Origin of the sequence: Agrobacterium tumefaciens, assembly GCF_031801495.1 — a bacterium.
GTDB lineage: Bacteria > Pseudomonadota > Alphaproteobacteria > Rhizobiales > Rhizobiaceae > Agrobacterium > Agrobacterium tumefaciens_K.
This window is the reverse complement of record NZ_JAOEGC010000001.1, coordinates 210,603-227,175: the sequence shown is the minus strand read 5'-3', so window position 1 is coordinate 227,175 and position 16,573 is coordinate 210,603. Positions and strand designations below refer to the sequence as shown.

The window sequence follows — 16,573 nt, the reverse complement described above, 5'->3', positions numbered from 1 at the left end:
TGCGACGACGTCCGTGAAAGGCCCGGGTCAGACCCGGCCTGATTGCGTGTCACGGTACCAGGTCACCAGTGCCTCAATTCCCTGTTCTATAGAGGTTTGCGGCACATAACCGGTCAATGCCCTTAACAGATCGGGCGAGGCGAAGGTACGCGGCACGTCGCCCTGCTGCATGGGCAGCATGTTGCGGATGGCCGCTTTCCCGACAGCCTTTTCGACCGTCTCGACGAAACGCATCAGTTCGACCGGCTGGCCGCCGCCTACATTGACGATTCTGAACGGAGCATGGCGCGACAGCGTGTCGACCACACCCTCGTTCATCACGCGATTGTCCTCGGACGGAACGATCTGACTCAGCCGCACGATGCCTTCGACAAGATCATCGATATAGGTGAAGTCGCGGCTCATGTTGCCTTCGCCGTAAATGTCGATCGGCCTATCGTTTGCAATCGCATCCACGAACTTGATCGGCGCCATATCGGGGCGCCCCCACGGGCCGTAGACCGTAAAGAAACGGAATGCGGTGATCGGCAAGTGGTAGAGATGCGCATAGCTGTGCGCCATCAACTCCACGGATTTCTTCGTCGCCGCGTAAAGCGTCATCGGCTCGTCGGCCTTGTCACTTTCCGCAAAGGGAACCTTCTCGTTCGCGCCGTAAATGGAGGAGGTGGACGCCAGCATCAGATGCTTGACGCCGAGGTTTTTGGCCAGCTCCAGCACGTTCCACGATCCGGTCACGTTGGAATCGATATAGGCTTTCGGGTTTTCAAGGCTGTAGCGAACGCCCGCCTGTGCCGCCAGATGAATGATGATTTCAGGTTCTGCAGCTTCCGCGGCTTTTTTCAGCGCGTCAGCGTCTTCCAGCATTCCGATCTGTGCCTTGAAGCCGTTGGACCGGCAGAGAATCGCATGACGTTTCTCTTTCAGGCTGACATCGTAGTACTTCGTCATGCCGTCGAAGCCGACAACAAAATGTCCTTCATCGAGCAAGCGCTTTGCTACGTGAAAGCCGATGAAGCCCGCAGTACCGGTTATCAGATAACGCATATGCCGGAAGACCCTATTGTGGACGGCCGATTGCGGCGTAGGCGAAGCCATGTGCCGTTACCTCGTCGGAGCGATAGATGTTGCGCAGATCGACCAGGATCGGGCTTTTCATGATGGTTTTCAGGCGCGGCAGATCGAGCGCGCGAAACTGATTCCACTCCGTCACGATCACCACGGCGTCGGCGTTTTCAGCGGCCTCGTATGGCCCCTCCGCGTAGTCGATGCTTTCCATCACGTGGCGGGCATTTGCCATGCCTTCGGGGTCGTAACCAACCACTTTCGCACCGCCATCCTGCAAGGTCTGGATGATGGCGATGGCCGGGCTGTCGCGCATGTCGTCGGTGTTCGGCTTGAAGGTCAGGCCGAGCACGGCGATCTTTTTACCGCGCACATCGCCGCCTACGGCGTTGATGACCTTGCGTCCCATGGCGCGTTTGCGATTGTCGTTGATGGCGATGGTGGTTTCTATCAATCTTACCGGGCTGTCGAAATCCTGCGCTGTCTTGGCGAGCGCCAGCGTATCCTTTGGGAAACAGGATCCGCCGTAGCCTGGACCAGCATGCAGGAATTTTGCGCCGATGCGCCCGTCGAGGCCGATGCCGCGCGAGACATCCTGAACGTTTGCGCCAACTTTTTCACACAGGTCAGCCATTTCGTTGATGAAGGTGATCTTCATGGCCAGAAATGCGTTGGCGGCATATTTGATGAGTTCGGATGTGCGTCTTGTCGTGAAGAGCAACGGAGACTGATTGAGGTAAAGTGGACGATAGACTTCCGTCATGACCGGGCGGGCGCGTTCGTCCGACAGTCCGACCACGATGCGGTCGGGTCGCTTGAAATCCTCGATTGCCGCACCTTCGCGCAGAAACTCCGGGTTGGAAACGACAGCAAAGTCGGCTGACGGATTTTCTTCGCGGATGATGCGTTCAACCTCGTCGCCGGTGCCAACCGGAACCGTCGATTTGGTGACGATGACGGTAAAGCCGGTGATCGCGTGGGCAATTTCCTTGGCCGCCGCATAGACGTACCCAAGATCGGCATGGCCATCGCCGCGTCGCGACGGGGTGCCAACGGCAATGAATACGACATCGGCATTGCTGACAGCCTCGTTGAGGTCGGTCGTGAAACTCAGGCGGCCTGCTCTGGCATTGCTGGCGACGATTGTCTCAAGGCCAGGTTCGAAGATCGGGATATGCCCGTTTTTCAGAGCTTCGATTTTCTCCGGCATCTTGTCGACGCAGATCACGTCATGGCCGAAATCGGCAAAGCAAGCGCCGGATACAAGGCCCACATAACCAGAGCCGATCATGACTATCCGCATTCTTTTTCCTTTCGGACATCTCGCGTTTCGTTTGCGTCGCGTACCGCAAGAGTCGGACACGATGACGTTTCGCACACGTGCTGTTTAGCCGCCTTCACGTCAGCCGCCAAGCACTAGCTTCAGAGTGCCCTATTTGCTTTGCATGAAGCTTGTGTGATGACGCTTCGGCATTGGATGTGACGCGGCAAATGCGCTTTTAAAGGGCTGTCTTCCCCGATGTTTTGGGACAAATTTGTCGCACCTCCCGGTGATCTGCCGTCACGCATGTAAACGGGTTTGTTTTCGTCATTTGTTGACTTGCACTCGGCGAAAGCCGGGTCTAGCCATGGGTACGAGGAGAAAATCTGCACCGATTGTGCTTATGGCGATGCTTGATGAGCGTCATTGTCGGCCCATTGCTCCCTGCGCGGATAGCCTTCTTGCCCGCCTGTCCGATGCTCGGGATTCGTGAAATGCAAAAAGGTTTTCTGCTCGGCTTGTTTGCCTATGCCAGCTTTTCTTTCGGCGATGCTACAATCAAATCGCTGGGGTCGCAGATAGGCGTTTTTCAGATCGGTTTTTTCAGCATCCTTTTTTCCGGCATCTTTATCTATTTCAGCAGACCACGTGATGAAAGGTGGCGTGATTTCTGGCGCATGAGCCGACCTTTCGCCGTGCATGGTCGCGCGATCTCCGGCCTCTTTGCGGGTATTCTCGGTATTTATGCGTTCACGACCATTCCGCTGGCGGAAGCCTACGCGTTGATCTTCCTGTCACCGCTGTTCGTGACCGTGCTTTCAGCCGTCGTGTTGAAAGAAGATATCGGGCCGTGGCGCTGGGCGGCGGTGCTAGCGGGTATCGTTGGGGTGTTTCTGGTCGTGAGGCCGGGTTTCAAGGCTCTCGAACTGGGCCATGTGGCAGCCATCGGCGTCGCATTTCTGGCGGCTTTGACCATCGTTTTGCTACGGTCGCTCGCGGGAAAAGAAAAACGGACGTCAATCATGGGAGTGCTCCTGATGTATGGTCTTATCTTCAACGGCCTCGCATCCATTCCCGAATTCGTCATTCCTGATCTGCATCAGCTTCTTGCCTTTGCCTTTATCGGCCTTTGCACCGCGACCGGGCAGATCACCCTTCTGGTGGCAACGAAAATCGCGCCCGCGAGCCAGATCGCGCCATCGCATTATTCGCAGATCCTCTGGGCTGTGGCGATTGGCGCAACCTTCTTTCACGAATACCCGGATGCGGTTGCCATAATGGGGCTTGGCGTCATCGCCGCATCGGGACTTCTGACGATGATCCGCGAGAAGGTCAGGCTTGGGACAGTACGCTGGAATCCATTCTTCCGTAATCGTCTATGAGTGCCAAATTGCGCGTTGTCGCGCCGTTGGGAAACACTGTGTCAACCGGAGTGTGCCTTGCCGTAACGGCAAGACCGGCGGCATAAGACCTTCATCGATAGATGAAGGGAGAGCCGGAAATGCTCGTGGACGGAAAGTGGACGGCCGAATGGCATCCCGTGCAGGCGACCGATGAAAAAGGCGGTTTCGTTCGCCAGACATCCGGCTTTCGCAACTGGGTCACGCCGGACGGTTCTGCCGGGCCGACAGGCGAAGGCGGCTTCAAGGCAGAGGCCGGTCGTTATCACCTCTATGTGGCGTTGATCTGCCCATGGGCGTCGCGCACGCTGATCGGTCGTAAGCTCAAGAAGCTTGAGGATGTCATTTCCGTTTCGGTGGTCGAACCGGCGCTCTCCGACGAAGGCTGGAAATTTGGCGATTATCCGGGCGCGGATCGCGACACGCTGAACGGCTTCACCTACATGCACGAAGTCTATACGAGCGCCGACCCGCATTATACCGGCCGGGCAACTGTCCCTGTCCTGTGGGACAAAAAAACGAAAACCATCGTCAACAACGAATCCGCCGACATTCTGCGCATGCTGAATTCAGGTTTTGGGGATCTCGCCGACAACAGCATCGATCTTTATCCCGCGGACTTGCAGGCCCAGATCGATGTTCTCAACGATTACATCTATCCGCGTTTGAACAACGGCGTTTACCGGACAGGTTTTGCCACGACACAGCTTGCCTATGAGGAGTCTTTCGCCGACGTCTTCGCTACGCTGAACGAGCTGGAAAATCGCCTCTCGTCGGGTGGCCCCTTCCTTTTTGGCAATAGCCTGACCGAAACGGATGTCCGGCTTTTCGTAACGCTGGTGCGGTTCGATGCGGCCTATTTCGGCTTGTTCAAATGCAACCTGCGCCGCATAGCGGATTATCCTGCCCTGCAAGACTACATGATGGGCGTGCTGGCCATCCCTGGTGTCCGCGAGACGGTCAATATCGATCACATCAAACGCGGCTATTATTCCATCAAGGCACTGAACCCGACTAAAATCGTGCCAGTTGGTCCCGATCTTCCGGGACTTGACGACATCACTGTCCAAAGGGCTGCACAATGACCGCGCAAGGGCAACGCAATCTCGTTATCCTTCTCCACGGCGTCGGCAGCAGTGGCGCCAATCTTGCCCCACTTAGCAACCTCTGGAAAGACATGCTGCCTGATACGGATTTTGTCAGCCCCGATGGCCCGTTTGCCTTCGGTCGCGGCCCGGGACACCAATGGTTCAGCATTGAAGGCGTGACGGAGGAAAACCGTGCAGGCCGCGTGTTGGCGGCACGTGGCGAGTTCGACCGCGTGATCGGTGAGATCATAGCCACGCATCGGCTTTCAGAGAACCTAGAGCGTGTGGCGCTCGTCGGCTTCTCGCAGGGTTCTATCATGGCTCTGGATGTCCTTGCCTCGGGACGGTTGCCGGTGGCGGCGGTCGCTGCCTTTTCCGGACGACTCGCCTCCCCACAGCCTTTGGCGCCCTCCGTGAGGACGAAGCTCGCTTTGATCCATGGTAATGCCGATCCCATTATGCCGGTCGGTGAAAGCGAAAAGGCCTCCGCCGTGTTGATGGACGCGGGTGTTGTTAGCGAATTGCATGTCATGCCGGGCCTCGGCCATAGCATTTCCCGGGACGGCGCGATGATTGCCGGTCACTTCCTGCAAAAGGCGTTCGGCGCCTGATCTCTGGTGGAGTTCAGATCGGCTTGCTAACCTGTTCCACTAGCCAACTCTGGAACGAGCGGGCAAGCGCGTTGTCCTGTCTGCCTTCCGGTAAGGCAACGTAATAGCTCTTGTCTGTCTGCAAGGGAGCGTCGAAAACGATTGTCAGGCGCTGTGAAGCCAGTTCCGTTTCGATGAGATATTTCGGCAGCAGCGCAAAGCCGATGCCGCTGACCGCCGCCTCGATAATCATGGAGAACTGGTCGAAACGGCAGCCTCGATAGGCATTCTGTGTGACGACGCCGTTCATCTCCATCCACTCGGTCCACAACTTCGGCCGCGTGGTCAGGTGCAACAGCGGTTTGTCTGCAAGTTCTTGTGGCGCAATCTTACCGTCTGGTGGCAGCAATGCCGGGCTGGCGACGGGCACGATCACCTCGTCGCAAAGAAAGGTGCAGGTTCCGTGTGCCCAGACCGGCTGACCATAGTGGATCGCAAGATCGAAGCCTTCCTCATCGAAATCGAAAGGATGAGAACGCGACCCGACGGTTACAGTGGTCTGCGGGTTGGCCCTCAGAAAGTGGTGCAGGCGCGGCATAAGCCAGCGGCTGCCAAAGGTTGGCAGAGTGGCGATCGAAAGCGAAGAGTGTGAGGTGCCAGCCGAGACGGCGCGGACCATGAGCTGTTCGGATTGCTGCAACAGACGCCGGACGTCGGGCAGAAATTTCCGCCCGGCTTCGGACAGGACCACACGTTTGCGGATACGTTCGAAGAGCTGCATACCCGTCTGTGCTTCCAGATCGCTGATCTGTCGGCTGACGGCGCTTTGCGTGAGATTGAGTTCTTCGGCCGCGCGCGTAAAATTCCCATGTCTTGCGGCGCATTCGAAAGCCTGCAAGGTGACGATATCGGGAATTAGCCGTCTGCGTGGATCCATTCCGTTCTCGCATAAACCGTTCCCGCGGGTGTGAATGAAAGCGGGCGTCGCAGGGTCTTATCGCATCCCGGTGGAGAATAAAACCGTCGTGCGGGCATGCCTGGTGTCAGAGGACTTGGATCGTGCGGACAGCGGCATCTCATGGAATTTTTCGGAAGGATGGCCTGCGCGGAATGATATTTCCGCTGCCCGCGATTTATTGAATAATCCTCTCTCTATCGATTGAATTGAAAAACCTAGCATGTCTCCACATCGCAAACTGGCAGCGTGTCAGTGAAAAGGAGACAGCAATGCAGCGCATCACCCGCCGTATCTTTTCCGGAAGCGTTTTCGCTGCCGTTCTTTCTTCCCTTCTGCCATTTAAGGCGGCTGCTGCCGAGGAGCTGAAAATCGGCTACCAGAAGACCGGGTTGCCGGTTATTGCCCGCCAGCAAGGCATTATTGAAAAGGCGCTTGAAGCGAAGGGCGTCAAGGTTTCCTGGGTCGAATTCACGGCAGGCCCACCCTTGGTGGAAGCTCTGAATGTCGGTTCCATCAATGTCGGCTGGACGGGCGACGCGCCGCCGATCTTCGGTCAAGCAGCCGGTTCCGCAATTGTTTATGTGGCAGCACTTCCCTCGAACGGAAAAGGCGAGGCGATTTTCACCAAGGAAACAAGCGGCATCAAATCGGTGGCCGATCTCAAGGGCAAGAAGGTCGGCGTCGGCAAAGGCACCAGCGCGCACAATCTTCTTGTTGCCGCGGTGGAAAAGAACGGCCTGAAATTTTCAGATATCGAGGTCGTGTATCTTAGCCCCGCCGATGCCGCAGCCGCTTTCGCCAGCGACAAGATCGACGCATGGGCCGTATGGGATCCATTTTATGCGATTGCTGAAACGCGCTACAAGCCGGTGACGCTTGCCCGTACATCCGATGTTCTGGATGTGAACACTTATTTCCTCGCCAACCGTGACTACGCCAAGTCCAATGCCGACACCATCAACATCACGCTGGATGCGCTCGGCGAGGCGGCAAAATGGTCTGCTGCCAACCGCGACAAGGTCGCTGCTGCGTTGCATGAGGTGACGGGTGTGCCGCTGGAGGCGCAAACGCTGGCAGCGAACCGCTCGGAATTCGGAATTACGAAGATCAACGACAAGATTATCGCCGGACAGCAGGAAACAGCCGACCGGTTCTATCGTCTGGGCCTGCTTCCCAAGCAGATCAGCATCAAAGATGCCGTCTGGTCCGGCGCAACGAACTGAACGCGGCGCTGGGGAAGTTTCATGAGCAAGAAAATCCAGACGGTGAACGGCAGCATCATTGGCTGGCTTTTACCCGCGCTGATTATAGTCGGGTGGGAGGTTGCAGCGCGGGCGGGGCTAATTTCCGCGAACGTACTGCCTGCGCCTTCGGCCGTGGCGGAAGCCTTCTGGCGTTTGCTGCTTTCCGGCGAACTCCTGAACAACATCGGCGTGAGTTCCGCGCGTGCGCTGGCAGGCTTTGCAATCGGCGGCTCCATTGGTTTCGTCTTCGGGCTTGCCAACGGTCTGTCGAGGTTTTCCCGTAGCTTTACCGACACGACGTTGCAGATGATCCGCAACATTCCGCATTTGGCGCTTATTCCGCTGGTCATCTTGTGGTTCGGTATCGATGAGGAGGCTAAGCTCTTCCTCGTTGCTCTCGGTGTGTTTTTCCCGATCTACATCAACACACTGCTTGGTATTCAGGGTGTTGATCCGCAACTGGTGGAAATGGGACGTACTTACGGAATGTCGCCTTTCACCCTGTTTCGCCGCGTTATCCTTCCTGGTGCTCTGCCGGCCATCTTCACCGGCTTGCGTTACGCGCTGGGCATCATGTGGCTCACGCTCATCGTGGCGGAAACGATTTCTTCGTCCTCGGGACTTGGCTACATGGCGATGCAGGCTCGAGAGTTCCTGCTGATCGATGTCGTTGTGCTGTCGATCCTCATCTATGCGCTTCTCGGCAAGCTCGCGGATAGTTTCGCGCGCTTCCTCGAAAGCATTTTCCTGCAATGGCATCCGGCCTTCAAGAAAGCCTGAGAGGTATATCCATGTCGACGGGGAATGTTACGCCGCTGAGACGGGCGGAAACGGTGGAGGCAAAAGCCGAGCCGAAGACGGGTGGCAAGGAGAAGGGTAGGATCGCCTTCAGCTTCCGGAATGTCGTCAAAACATTTGGCGACAAGCCGGTGTTGCGCGGCATTGATCTCGATGTTCGCGAAGGTGAGTTTCTAGCGATCATCGGCAAGAGTGGCTGTGGGAAAAGTACCCTGCTGCGTATTCTTGCCGATCTTGAGGCGCCGACGTCGGGAACCGTTTCGAAGGATCCGCAACATCGGACCCGCATCATGTTTCAGGAGCCCCGGCTGTTGCCATGGGAGCGGATCGCGGACAACGTCTCCGTTGGCCTGACTGGCATCGCCAAAGGTGAACAGGCAAGGGAACAGGCGCTCGCGATCCTCGAGGAAGTTGGGTTGAAAGACCGGGCAGGGGAGTGGCCATACGTGCTCTCCGGCGGGCAGAAGCAGAGGGTCGCGCTGGCACGGGCGCTGGTTGCCCATCCGCAGATTCTCGCGCTGGATGAGCCGCTCGGCGCCCTCGATGCGTTGACCCGTATCGAGATGCAGCTTTTGCTGGAGCGCATCTGGCGCAAGCAGAAATTTACCGCAGTCCTCGTGACGCATGATGTTTCCGAGGCGGTGGCGCTTGCTGATCGCATCGTCGTCATCGATGAGGGCCGTATTGCACTCGATCTCGATGTCAAGCTGCCGCGTCCACGTCGCCATGGCACGGCGGAGTTCGCACGACTTGAGGAGCAGGTTCTCGACCAGCTTTTCGGTCGCGGCGAAAATGGCGCCTGACATTTGAAAAGGCAGGGCCGAAGCCCTGCCTTTTTATTGTCAGCCAATGCTCATGAGGCTGGCGTTGCCGCCTGCGGCGGTGGTGTTGACGCTGACGGACACTTCCTCCACCAGCCAGTCGAGAGTGTAGGGCTGGCTTGCGCCTGAAAGCATTTCCGTCGTCGCTGCCTGCACCAGAACGAGTGGGCCGGGGAGGGCGGCGATCTTCCTGTTGATCTCAATAACGCGCTGAGCGTCACCTTCCACCAGCGCTCCCGCGAAGGGCCCGGATTTTTCCCAGTTATCGACCCAGGTGATGCGGGAGGTGACGGTTGCCGGCAATCCGTAGGTCGTCTTTTCCAGCCCGGAAGTATTGTCGATCACAACCTTGTTTCCAGTCGCGAGCGCGGCGGCAAGCTGGCGATAAAGTCCCTGCTCTGTCTGCGGGATCAGGAGAACCTTGCCGCGTGGATGCAGCGCGTAGACATTACGCTCGCCCACAGGACCGGCCAGTTCGGTTTCGAAGCCAAGACCGGAGAGCGCGGCTGCTTCGTGTGCCGCCTCGGCAGCAACGGTGTCGCCGTTCTCCGTCAACCAGCGGGCAAGATCGGTCGCTGCTTCATCCTGCTGGCTGGCAATTCGGTCGATTTTGGGTGCTTTCTGCGTCATGCGGCCGAGATAGAGCGGACCGCCGGCCTTGGGGCCGGTGCCGGAAAGGCCACGTCCACCGAAGGGCTGTACGCCAACCACTGCGCCGATGATGTTGCGGTTTACATACAGATTGCCTGCCTCGATGCGTGACAGTACGTGCTTGATCGTATCGTCCAGACGGGTGTGCAGGCCGAATGTCAGGCCGTAGCCCGTGGCGTTGATCTGGTCGATCAGGCCGTTGAGATCGTTGCGCTTGAAGCGGATGACATGCAGCACCGGTCCAAAGACTTCGCGCTTCAGGTCGGCAAGCGATTTCATCTCGATGATCGTTGGAGGAACGAACGTGCCCTTGCCGGTTTCGCCTGCAAGATCGATCTGTTCGATGCGATTGCCGAGGGTGCGCATCTGTTCGATGTGGTTTTCGATGATGCCTTTGGCTTCTGCGGTGATGACCGGGCCGACATCGACACACAGGCGATCGGTGCGGCCGATTGTCAATTCATGCAGGGCGCCCTTGAGCATTGTCAGCGTGCGGTCCGCCACGTCGTCCTGCAGGCACAGGATGCGAAGCGCCGAGCAGCGCTGGCCGGCGCTGTCGAAGGCCGAGGCGATCACATCGGCAACGACCTGTTCGGCAAGAGCCGAGGAGTCTACGATCATTGCGTTCTGCCCGCCGGTTTCGGCAATGAGCGGTACCGGCTGACCGTTGGCAAGAACTCGCCCGGCAAGCTGGCGCTGGATCAGTCGCGCAACTTCGGTCGAGCCGGTGAACATCACGCCAGCGGTGAGCGGCGAACCGACGAGAGCCGCACCCGTCTTGCCATCACCCGGCAAAAGCTGCACCGCATCCGGCGGAACACCCGCGTCATGCAGCAGACGCACACCCTGCGCTGCGATCAGAGGTGTTTCCTCGGCAGGTTTTGCCAGAACAGGGTTGCCGGCAACCAGCGCTGCGGCAACCTGGCCGATGAAGATCGCCAGCGGGAAGTTCCATGGGCTGATGCAGACGACCGGGCCAAGAGCCTGCTGCTGTACGCCAATGTTCTTGCGAGCTTCTCCAGCGTAATAACGTAGGAAGTCGATTGCCTCGCGCACTTCGGCGATAGCGTTAGGCATGGATTTCCCAGCTTCACGGATGATGAGGCCGAGGAGAATCGGCATATCCGCCTGCATCCGGTCCGCGGCGCGATCAAGGCACGCGGCGCGCTCCTCAACCGGGGTGGATGCCCAGCTGGAGGCCGCCGCCGTCTGCATCGCCTTTTCGGCATCTGCTTCCGTCGGTTCCGTCACGTAGCCCACGATATCCTTGTGGTCGCCGGGGTTGAGGACCGGGCGTGTCTGACCGGTTGCCTCCGGTGCGGAGGCTCTCCATTCCGTGGCAGCGCTTTCCTTCAGTATCGAGTTCAGCGTCGTCAATGTGGTTTCGCTTGACAGATCCAGACCGGCGGAATTGGCTCGATCCGACCCGAACAGGCCGGTGGGAGAGGCGATGCGGTCATGCTGCGCGCCGGGTTGCGGCATGGCTTTCACCACGGCAACCGGATCTTCCAGCAGAGCGTCGACTGGCACGGCGGGGTCGGCAATGCGGTTGACGAAGGAGGAGTTTGCACCGTTTTCCAGCAGGCGGCGGACCAGATAGGCAAGCAGCGTCTCGTGCGTGCCGACAGGCGCATAGAAGCGGCATGGTCGGTCAAGATTCTTCTTGCCGACGACTTCGCTGTAAAGCGGCTCACCCATGCCGTGCAGGCACTGGAATTCGTAATCGCCAAGTTTGAAATCCGGGCCGGCGAGATGATAGATCGTCGCCATGGACTGGGCGTTGTGGGTTGCGAATTGCGGGAAGATCACGTCACGGGCTGCAAGCAGCTTGCGGGCGCATGCGATGTAGGAGACGTCGGTGTGGACCTTGCGGGTAAAGACCGGGAAATCCTCAAGCCCGTCAAGCTGCGCACGTTTGATTTCCGCATCCCAGTATGCGCCCTTCACGAGGCGAACCATGATGCGGCGGTTGGCACGCCGCGCCAGGTCGATGATATAGTCGAGCACGAAGGGGCAGCGGCGGCCATAAGCCTGCACGACAAAGCCGAGGCCGTTCCAGCCTGACAGATCCGCATCGAGAGCGAGGGATTCGAGCAGATCGAGCGACAGTTCAAGGCGATCCGCTTCTTCTGCGTCGATGTTGAGACCGATATCGTACTGTTTGCAGAGCAGCATCAGCGACTTCACACGCGGCAGAAGCTCTTCCATGACCCGCGCTGCTTGCGAGCGCGAGTAGCGCGGATGCAGGGCGGACAGCTTGATGGAAATGCCCGGGCCACCGTAAATACCTCGACCGGCAGAGGCCTTGCCGATGGCATGAATGGCGTTTTCGTAATCGCGGTAATAGCGTTCCGCGTCCTTCGCCGTGGTGGCGGCTTCGCCAAGCATGTCATAGGAATATTGAAAGCCCTGTTCTTCCAGCGGCTTCGAACGCTTGATCGCCTCGGCGATCGTTTCGCCGGTGACGAACTGCTCCCCCATCATGCGCATGGCCATATCCACGCCGCGGCGGATCACCGGCTCACCGGCGCGTGCGATGAGTTTTGTGAGGGCGGAGGAAAGACCGCTATCGTTGACGGTGGACGTGAGCTTGCCGGTAATGACCAGACCCCAGGTCGCAGCATTCACAAACAGGGAACGACCGCCACCGATATGGGATTTCCAGTCGCCGCGGGCGATCTTGTCGCGGATCAGCGCGTCGCGCGTCGCCGTGTCGGGAATACGCAAAAGGGCTTCTGCGAGGCACATCAGCGCCACGCCCTCATGGCTGGAAAGGGAATATTCCTGCACCAGACCTTCGACACCCGTACCCTTGGTCTTTGTGCGCAGGGATTCGATCAGCCTGCGGGCCGTGGCGCGAATGGCGCTTGCCTGTTCGGACGAGACGGTCGCCGCCTGCAGCAGCGGAACGAGGCATTCCGGTTCCGAGCGGCGATAGGCGGCGGTGATCGCCTGGCGCAACGCGTTCTGTTCGCGCACGGGCGGCGCAAATTGTTCAAAAATGCCAACCGCATGCTGCGGTGTATTCAAACCTGTCGTGTTGACGCCATCGGCCATTCGAATGATCCTGAAGAAGGTGTTTCGCTAAAATCGACGGCGCCCGCTCCTCGCCAGCTGGCCGTGATTTTTCTGCCGTGACAATATCATCGCCCGATAAATTGATATGTCCTTATTTCTTCTGTAAAATAGGAAATACGAACTTTTATTTGGCCTGAAAGGCGTCAATAAGAATGGCAATTTCAAAAAAAGAAGCCGATCTGGATCATTTCGATCTCAAGATCATTGAAGCGCTCAGCGAAGACGGACGTATGTCCGTTTTGCAACTCGCCAGGAAAGTCGGTCTTTCAAAGACACCCTGTCAGACACGCCTCAAAAGGCTGGTGGATGATGGCTACATTCTTGGCTTTCGCGCCGTACTGAATCAGCAGAAGCTGGGGGTCGATCATATCGCTTTTACCGAGGTAAAGCTGTCGGACACGCGGGAAAAGGCGCTGGAGGAATTCAACGCAGCGGTGCGCAAGATAAAGGAAGTCGAAGAGTGCCACATGATCGCAGGCGCTTTCGACTATCTGCTGAAGGTCCGGACAAGCGATATCCGCAAGTACAGGCGGGTGCTGGGCGAAAAGATTTCCAGCCTGCCGTCTGTCGCAAATACCTCGACATTCGTCGTCATGCAGTCGGTAAAGGAAGCCGGTATCTGACGGCTTCCTTTATGCCCACGCCGGGCGACACTTAGCGGATGCTCGCCGCTGCCGTCGCCGCTGTTGTCTGTGCGTCCGGACCGAACTCGTTTTCGTTTTCGATGCCAAGCAGTTCCTGCAGTCGAATACGAGCACGGCTTACGCGGCTCTTGATGGTGCCGACGGGGCATCCGCAGATTTCTGCCGCTTCTTCGTAAGCGAAACCCGATGCGCCGATCAGGAGGATCGCCTCTCGCTGATCGTCGGGGAGTTTCGCCAGCGCCGACCTGAAATCCTGAAGGTCGACGGAGCCGTGCTGCTCCGGCGGAACGGACAATTGAGCGGTGTAAGCGCCATCCGTATCCTGCACCTCCCGGCCGGATTTGCGAATCTGGCTGTAGAACTCGTTGCGAAGGATAGTGACAAGCCAGGCTCGCATATTGGTGCCGGGCTGATAACTGTCCTGTTTCGCCCACGCCTTCATGATCGTGTCCTGGACGAGATCGTCGGCACGGTCGCGGGATCTGATGAGGGATATTGCAAAAGCGCGCAGGTTTGGCAGTGCCGCCAGCATTTCCCGTTTGAAGTTGTATTCAGTCTGCTCGGGCTCTTTCGCCATCATTCCTCCGAAGCCCCGTTTCTGGCCCTGCTTTCGGCTTCATCGAGTTTTTCGAGAAGATCGAGGAATTTGTCAGGTATTCCCTCATCCTGAACGGCATCGTAAAGCTCCCGCAGCTTGCGGGAAATCACGGCTCGCCCGGAATGCGGAACCTGGGGGGCGGCGGAATCGTCCCGCGCATCTTGGTCGGATTGAAATATGCTCATAACGTCCGGTATTCCTTTTGTGTCGCAGCATAGAATGCGTCGGAGAAAAAATAGTTCCCGACGCTGGAACTATTTTTGTGATGCATGCGTTCGTACTTCGGTTTGCCGTGCAGACCGCATGAAAGGGGAGAATTCCATGTCAGTTTCTACACGCATCGCACCGCACCTGCCTTATCTTCGCAGGTTCGCCCGTGCCGTTTGCGGTTCACAGTCCACAGGCGATGCCTATGTCGCAGCAACACTAGAAGCGTTGATCGCCGATATCGACATCTTTCCGCAGACGAGCAGTGATCGTGTCGCGCTTTATCAATTGTTTGTTTCCATCTTTAGTTCCGTAACGATCAACATAAAGACCGACGAAAATCTTTCTGGATGGGAAAAGCGTGCATCCGCAAACCTGTCCGCTGTCCCGGCGGTGCCGCGACAGGCATTTCTTCTGACGACGGTTGAGGAATTCACGCCCTCGGAGGCTGCCGAGGTGCTGAGAGTATCGGAAGAGAAGATCGGCAAACTGATTGACGAGGCCGCGTCGGAAATTGCGCGGCAGGTTGCAACAGACATCATGATCATCGAGGACGAACCGCTCATCGCGATGGATATCGAACAGATGGTGACGGATCTGGGTCATCGCGTCACCGGTATCGCCCGTACCCATACGGAAGCATTGGAACTGTTCCATAGAACACAGCCGAAGATGATCCTCGCCGATATCCAGCTCGCCGATGGCAGTTCCGGTCTGGATGCCATGAAGGACATTCTTCAGATGACCTCCATGCCCGTGATCTTTATCACGGCTTTCCCGGAGCGGCTTCTCACCGGCGAGCGTCCGGAGCCAACCTTCCTCGTCACGAAACCATTCAACCCGGATATGGTGAAGGCGCTGATCAGCCAGGCGCTTTTCTTTGATGAAAGCTCTCGCGTAGCGGCATAAAAACCATCTAACTGCATCGAACGCCGGGAACCTCATGGGTTACCGGGCGTTCGCAGTTACGGTTTTCTGAACTGAACGCGGCTTTCTGCTAGGAGACGAATTTGCATCGGCTGGCATGGCACAACACGGACAGGGATGAGGGCGAGCTACACGATTCGCTCGTCCTTGCACTGCTCGATTCCGGTGAGACGGTCATGCTGCAGGACCGCAACAAGGATTACATATTCGTTGCGAACCTGCCCGATGTCTGGCGTCTGCCTGCGAACTCTGCGCCAACGGACGAGAGCCTTTTCGGCAGCGACCTGTCTGCGCGTCTGGCCGACCTCAAAAAAGATATGGTGGTCGCAGGAAGTCGCGGCATGCTGGAGGTGATCGCAGGCGCGAACCGTGTATTTCAGTTTCACGTTTATTCGACCGTCAATCAGGCAAATCAGACGGTGCTGAAAACCACGATCCGGGAAGTGACGCTGGAAAGGCGGCGTGAACAGTTGCTGCGTTCACTGCTTCGCGAGGTCAGCCATCGTTCCAAGAACCTTCTTGCCATCATCCAGAGCCTGGCCGCGCAGACGGCGCGTTTCAGCCTGACCAAGGATGATTTTCTGCGGAAGTTTCGCGGGCGATTGCATGCTCTTGCCCAGAGCCAGGATCTTATTACGGATTCCGACTGGCGAGGTGCTCGCATATTTGAGCTTCTTCGCCAGCAATTCGATCTCTATGTGCCGGAATATCCAAACCTCATACGCATGGAGGGAGAGGATCTGCTGCTGAATCCGAATGGTGCTCTTTATATCGGATTGGCGTTTCATGAACTGGTGGTGAACACCGTAAGCCACAGCGGCAACCTCGCTTATCATCTGCCGATATCTTTGCTATGTCGCCGGGAGGGGGATTTTTACGTGGTGGAGTGGAACGAGCCCGTCATGGCCTCCAAGGAGCCGGTTGACGCCCGACGCAGCAACTTCGGCAGTGTGGTGCTGGAGAAAGTTGTGCCCGCAGCGTTGGCTGGAACGGCGCGGTACGAGCTTTCGCCGCAACAGGTTTTCTATAGTCTGAAGTTTCCAGCCATGGATGGGACCGAGAGCTCCTGATAGCCTAACAGCTATCCTTTGCTTGCGTAGGGCTTAAACGAAAGAAGCACGGCTCGTATAAGAGCCGTGCCACTTTCATCGCAGGTCTTCAGGGGCGAAACCTGCCTATATCAGCCAAGCTTCAGGCGGGGACGGGGGAATTGCTTGGCTGGTAAAGAAACGCCCGTACCGACCTT

15 protein-coding genes are annotated in these 16,573 nt (G+C 57.6%); 9 read left to right on the top strand and 6 right to left on the bottom strand.

The genetic code is table 11. The features are described from left to right. Positions 1–27 precede the first annotated feature (27 nt). Entirely contained in the window at positions 28–1,044 is a 1,017-nt protein-coding gene (locus tag N7578_RS01125; RefSeq protein WP_311110017.1) for an NAD-dependent epimerase, read from the bottom strand. A 13-nt stretch (positions 1,045–1,057) separates the two neighbouring features. Beyond that, positions 1,058–2,365, bottom strand: a complete 1,308-nt coding sequence (locus N7578_RS01120) for a UDP-glucose/GDP-mannose dehydrogenase family protein (RefSeq protein WP_311108486.1) — start codon at positions 2,363–2,365, stop codon at positions 1,058–1,060. A gap of 452 nt (positions 2,366–2,817) precedes the next feature. On the opposite strand from N7578_RS01120, the gene N7578_RS01115 reads away from it, so the two are divergent. From N7578_RS01115 to N7578_RS01105, 3 genes are all read left to right on the top strand, one after another. Further along, entirely contained in the window at positions 2,818–3,705 is an 888-nt protein-coding gene (locus N7578_RS01115) for a DMT family transporter (RefSeq protein WP_311108485.1), read from the top strand. Positions 3,706–3,824: 119 nt separating this feature from the next. After that, positions 3,825–4,808 carry a glutathione S-transferase family protein gene (locus N7578_RS01110; RefSeq protein WP_311108484.1) on the top strand — a complete coding sequence of 328 codons (984 nt, stop codon included), beginning with the start codon at positions 3,825–3,827 and terminating at the stop codon, positions 4,806–4,808. Then, positions 4,805–5,422 carry a dienelactone hydrolase family protein gene (locus tag N7578_RS01105; protein WP_311108483.1) on the top strand — a complete coding sequence of 206 codons (618 nt, stop codon included), beginning with the start codon at positions 4,805–4,807 and terminating at the stop codon, positions 5,420–5,422. The genes N7578_RS01110 and N7578_RS01105 overlap by 4 nt, the downstream gene beginning before the upstream one ends. A gap of 13 nt (positions 5,423–5,435) precedes the next feature. Here the strand turns inward: N7578_RS01105 and N7578_RS01100 are convergent, their stop codons facing one another. Further along, positions 5,436–6,338, bottom strand: coding sequence for a LysR family transcriptional regulator (locus tag N7578_RS01100; RefSeq protein ID WP_311108482.1), 903 nt, complete (start codon positions 6,336–6,338; stop codon positions 5,436–5,438). A gap of 290 nt (positions 6,339–6,628) precedes the next feature. Between N7578_RS01100 and N7578_RS01095 the strand changes: the two genes are divergently transcribed. From N7578_RS01095 to N7578_RS01085, 3 genes are read left to right on the top strand one after another with little or no spacing between them, the layout of a single operon-like run. Further along, positions 6,629–7,582, top strand: coding sequence for an aliphatic sulfonate ABC transporter substrate-binding protein (locus N7578_RS01095; protein WP_311108481.1), 954 nt, complete (start codon positions 6,629–6,631; stop codon positions 7,580–7,582). 21 nt (positions 7,583–7,603) lie between these two features. Continuing rightward, a complete protein-coding gene (locus N7578_RS01090; protein ID WP_311108480.1) occupies positions 7,604–8,383 on the top strand; it encodes an ABC transporter permease subunit in 780 nt (259 codons plus the stop codon). A gap of 11 nt (positions 8,384–8,394) precedes the next feature. Beyond that, positions 8,395–9,204: an ABC transporter ATP-binding protein gene (locus tag N7578_RS01085; RefSeq protein ID WP_311108479.1), complete on the top strand. Its 810-nt coding sequence runs from the start codon at positions 8,395–8,397 to the stop codon at positions 9,202–9,204. Positions 9,205–9,243: 39 nt separating this feature from the next. Here the strand turns inward: N7578_RS01085 and putA are convergent, their stop codons facing one another. Continuing rightward, a complete protein-coding gene (gene putA / locus N7578_RS01080) occupies positions 9,244–12,930 on the bottom strand; it encodes a trifunctional transcriptional regulator/proline dehydrogenase/L-glutamate gamma-semialdehyde dehydrogenase (protein WP_311108478.1) in 3,687 nt (1,228 codons plus the stop codon). 173 nt (positions 12,931–13,103) lie between these two features. On the opposite strand from putA, the gene N7578_RS01075 reads away from it, so the two are divergent. Beyond that, positions 13,104–13,574, top strand: coding sequence for an Lrp/AsnC ligand binding domain-containing protein (locus N7578_RS01075; RefSeq protein WP_311108477.1), 471 nt, complete (start codon positions 13,104–13,106; stop codon positions 13,572–13,574). A gap of 31 nt (positions 13,575–13,605) precedes the next feature. Here the strand turns inward: N7578_RS01075 and N7578_RS01070 are convergent, their stop codons facing one another. After that, positions 13,606–14,172 (bottom strand): sigma-70 family RNA polymerase sigma factor, encoded by a 567-nt coding sequence (locus tag N7578_RS01070; RefSeq protein ID WP_311108476.1) that lies wholly within the window; start codon positions 14,170–14,172, stop codon positions 13,606–13,608. Next, the gene (locus N7578_RS01065) at positions 14,172–14,378 is read right to left on the bottom strand and encodes a NepR family anti-sigma factor (protein ID WP_311108475.1); all 207 of its coding nucleotides are present in this window, start codon (positions 14,376–14,378) and stop codon (positions 14,172–14,174) included. Before N7578_RS01065 ends, N7578_RS01070 begins: the two co-directional genes overlap by 1 nt. Before the next feature lie 136 nt (positions 14,379–14,514). Between N7578_RS01065 and N7578_RS01060 the strand changes: the two genes are divergently transcribed. After that, positions 14,515–15,309, top strand: a complete 795-nt coding sequence (locus N7578_RS01060) for a response regulator (RefSeq protein WP_311108474.1) — start codon at positions 14,515–14,517, stop codon at positions 15,307–15,309. 101 nt (positions 15,310–15,410) lie between these two features. Continuing rightward, positions 15,411–16,397 carry a sensor histidine kinase gene (locus N7578_RS01055; RefSeq protein ID WP_311108473.1) on the top strand — a complete coding sequence of 329 codons (987 nt, stop codon included), beginning with the start codon at positions 15,411–15,413 and terminating at the stop codon, positions 16,395–16,397. Positions 16,398–16,573 lie beyond the last annotated feature (176 nt).

Excerpts from the sequence above, each read along its gene's own strand:
- N7578_RS01065 (WP_311108475.1), bottom strand. The coding sequence starts at position 14,378 with ATGAGCATATTTCAATCCGACCAAGATGCGCGGGACGATTCCGCCGCC.
- putA (WP_311108478.1), bottom strand. The coding sequence starts at position 12,930 with ATGGCCGATGGCGTCAACACGACAGGTTTGAATACACCGCAGCATGCG.
- N7578_RS01120 (WP_311108486.1), bottom strand. The coding sequence starts at position 2,365 with ATGCGGATAGTCATGATCGGCTCTGGTTATGTGGGCCTTGTATCCGGC.
- N7578_RS01125 (WP_311110017.1), bottom strand. The coding sequence starts at position 1,044 with ATGCGTTATCTGATAACCGGTACTGCGGGCTTCATCGGCTTTCACGTA.
- N7578_RS01060 (WP_311108474.1), top strand. The coding sequence starts at position 14,515 with ATGTCAGTTTCTACACGCATCGCACCGCACCTGCCTTATCTTCGCAGG.
- N7578_RS01100 (WP_311108482.1), bottom strand. The coding sequence starts at position 6,338 with ATGGATCCACGCAGACGGCTAATTCCCGATATCGTCACCTTGCAGGCT.
- N7578_RS01075 (WP_311108477.1), top strand. The coding sequence starts at position 13,104 with ATGGCAATTTCAAAAAAAGAAGCCGATCTGGATCATTTCGATCTCAAG.
- N7578_RS01110 (WP_311108484.1), top strand. The coding sequence starts at position 3,825 with ATGCTCGTGGACGGAAAGTGGACGGCCGAATGGCATCCCGTGCAGGCG.
- N7578_RS01070 (WP_311108476.1), bottom strand. The coding sequence starts at position 14,172 with ATGGCGAAAGAGCCCGAGCAGACTGAATACAACTTCAAACGGGAAATG.
- N7578_RS01085 (WP_311108479.1), top strand. The coding sequence starts at position 8,395 with ATGTCGACGGGGAATGTTACGCCGCTGAGACGGGCGGAAACGGTGGAG.
- N7578_RS01105 (WP_311108483.1), top strand. The coding sequence starts at position 4,805 with ATGACCGCGCAAGGGCAACGCAATCTCGTTATCCTTCTCCACGGCGTC.
- N7578_RS01090 (WP_311108480.1), top strand. The coding sequence starts at position 7,604 with ATGAGCAAGAAAATCCAGACGGTGAACGGCAGCATCATTGGCTGGCTT.
- N7578_RS01115 (WP_311108485.1), top strand. The coding sequence starts at position 2,818 with ATGCAAAAAGGTTTTCTGCTCGGCTTGTTTGCCTATGCCAGCTTTTCT.
- N7578_RS01095 (WP_311108481.1), top strand. The coding sequence starts at position 6,629 with ATGCAGCGCATCACCCGCCGTATCTTTTCCGGAAGCGTTTTCGCTGCC.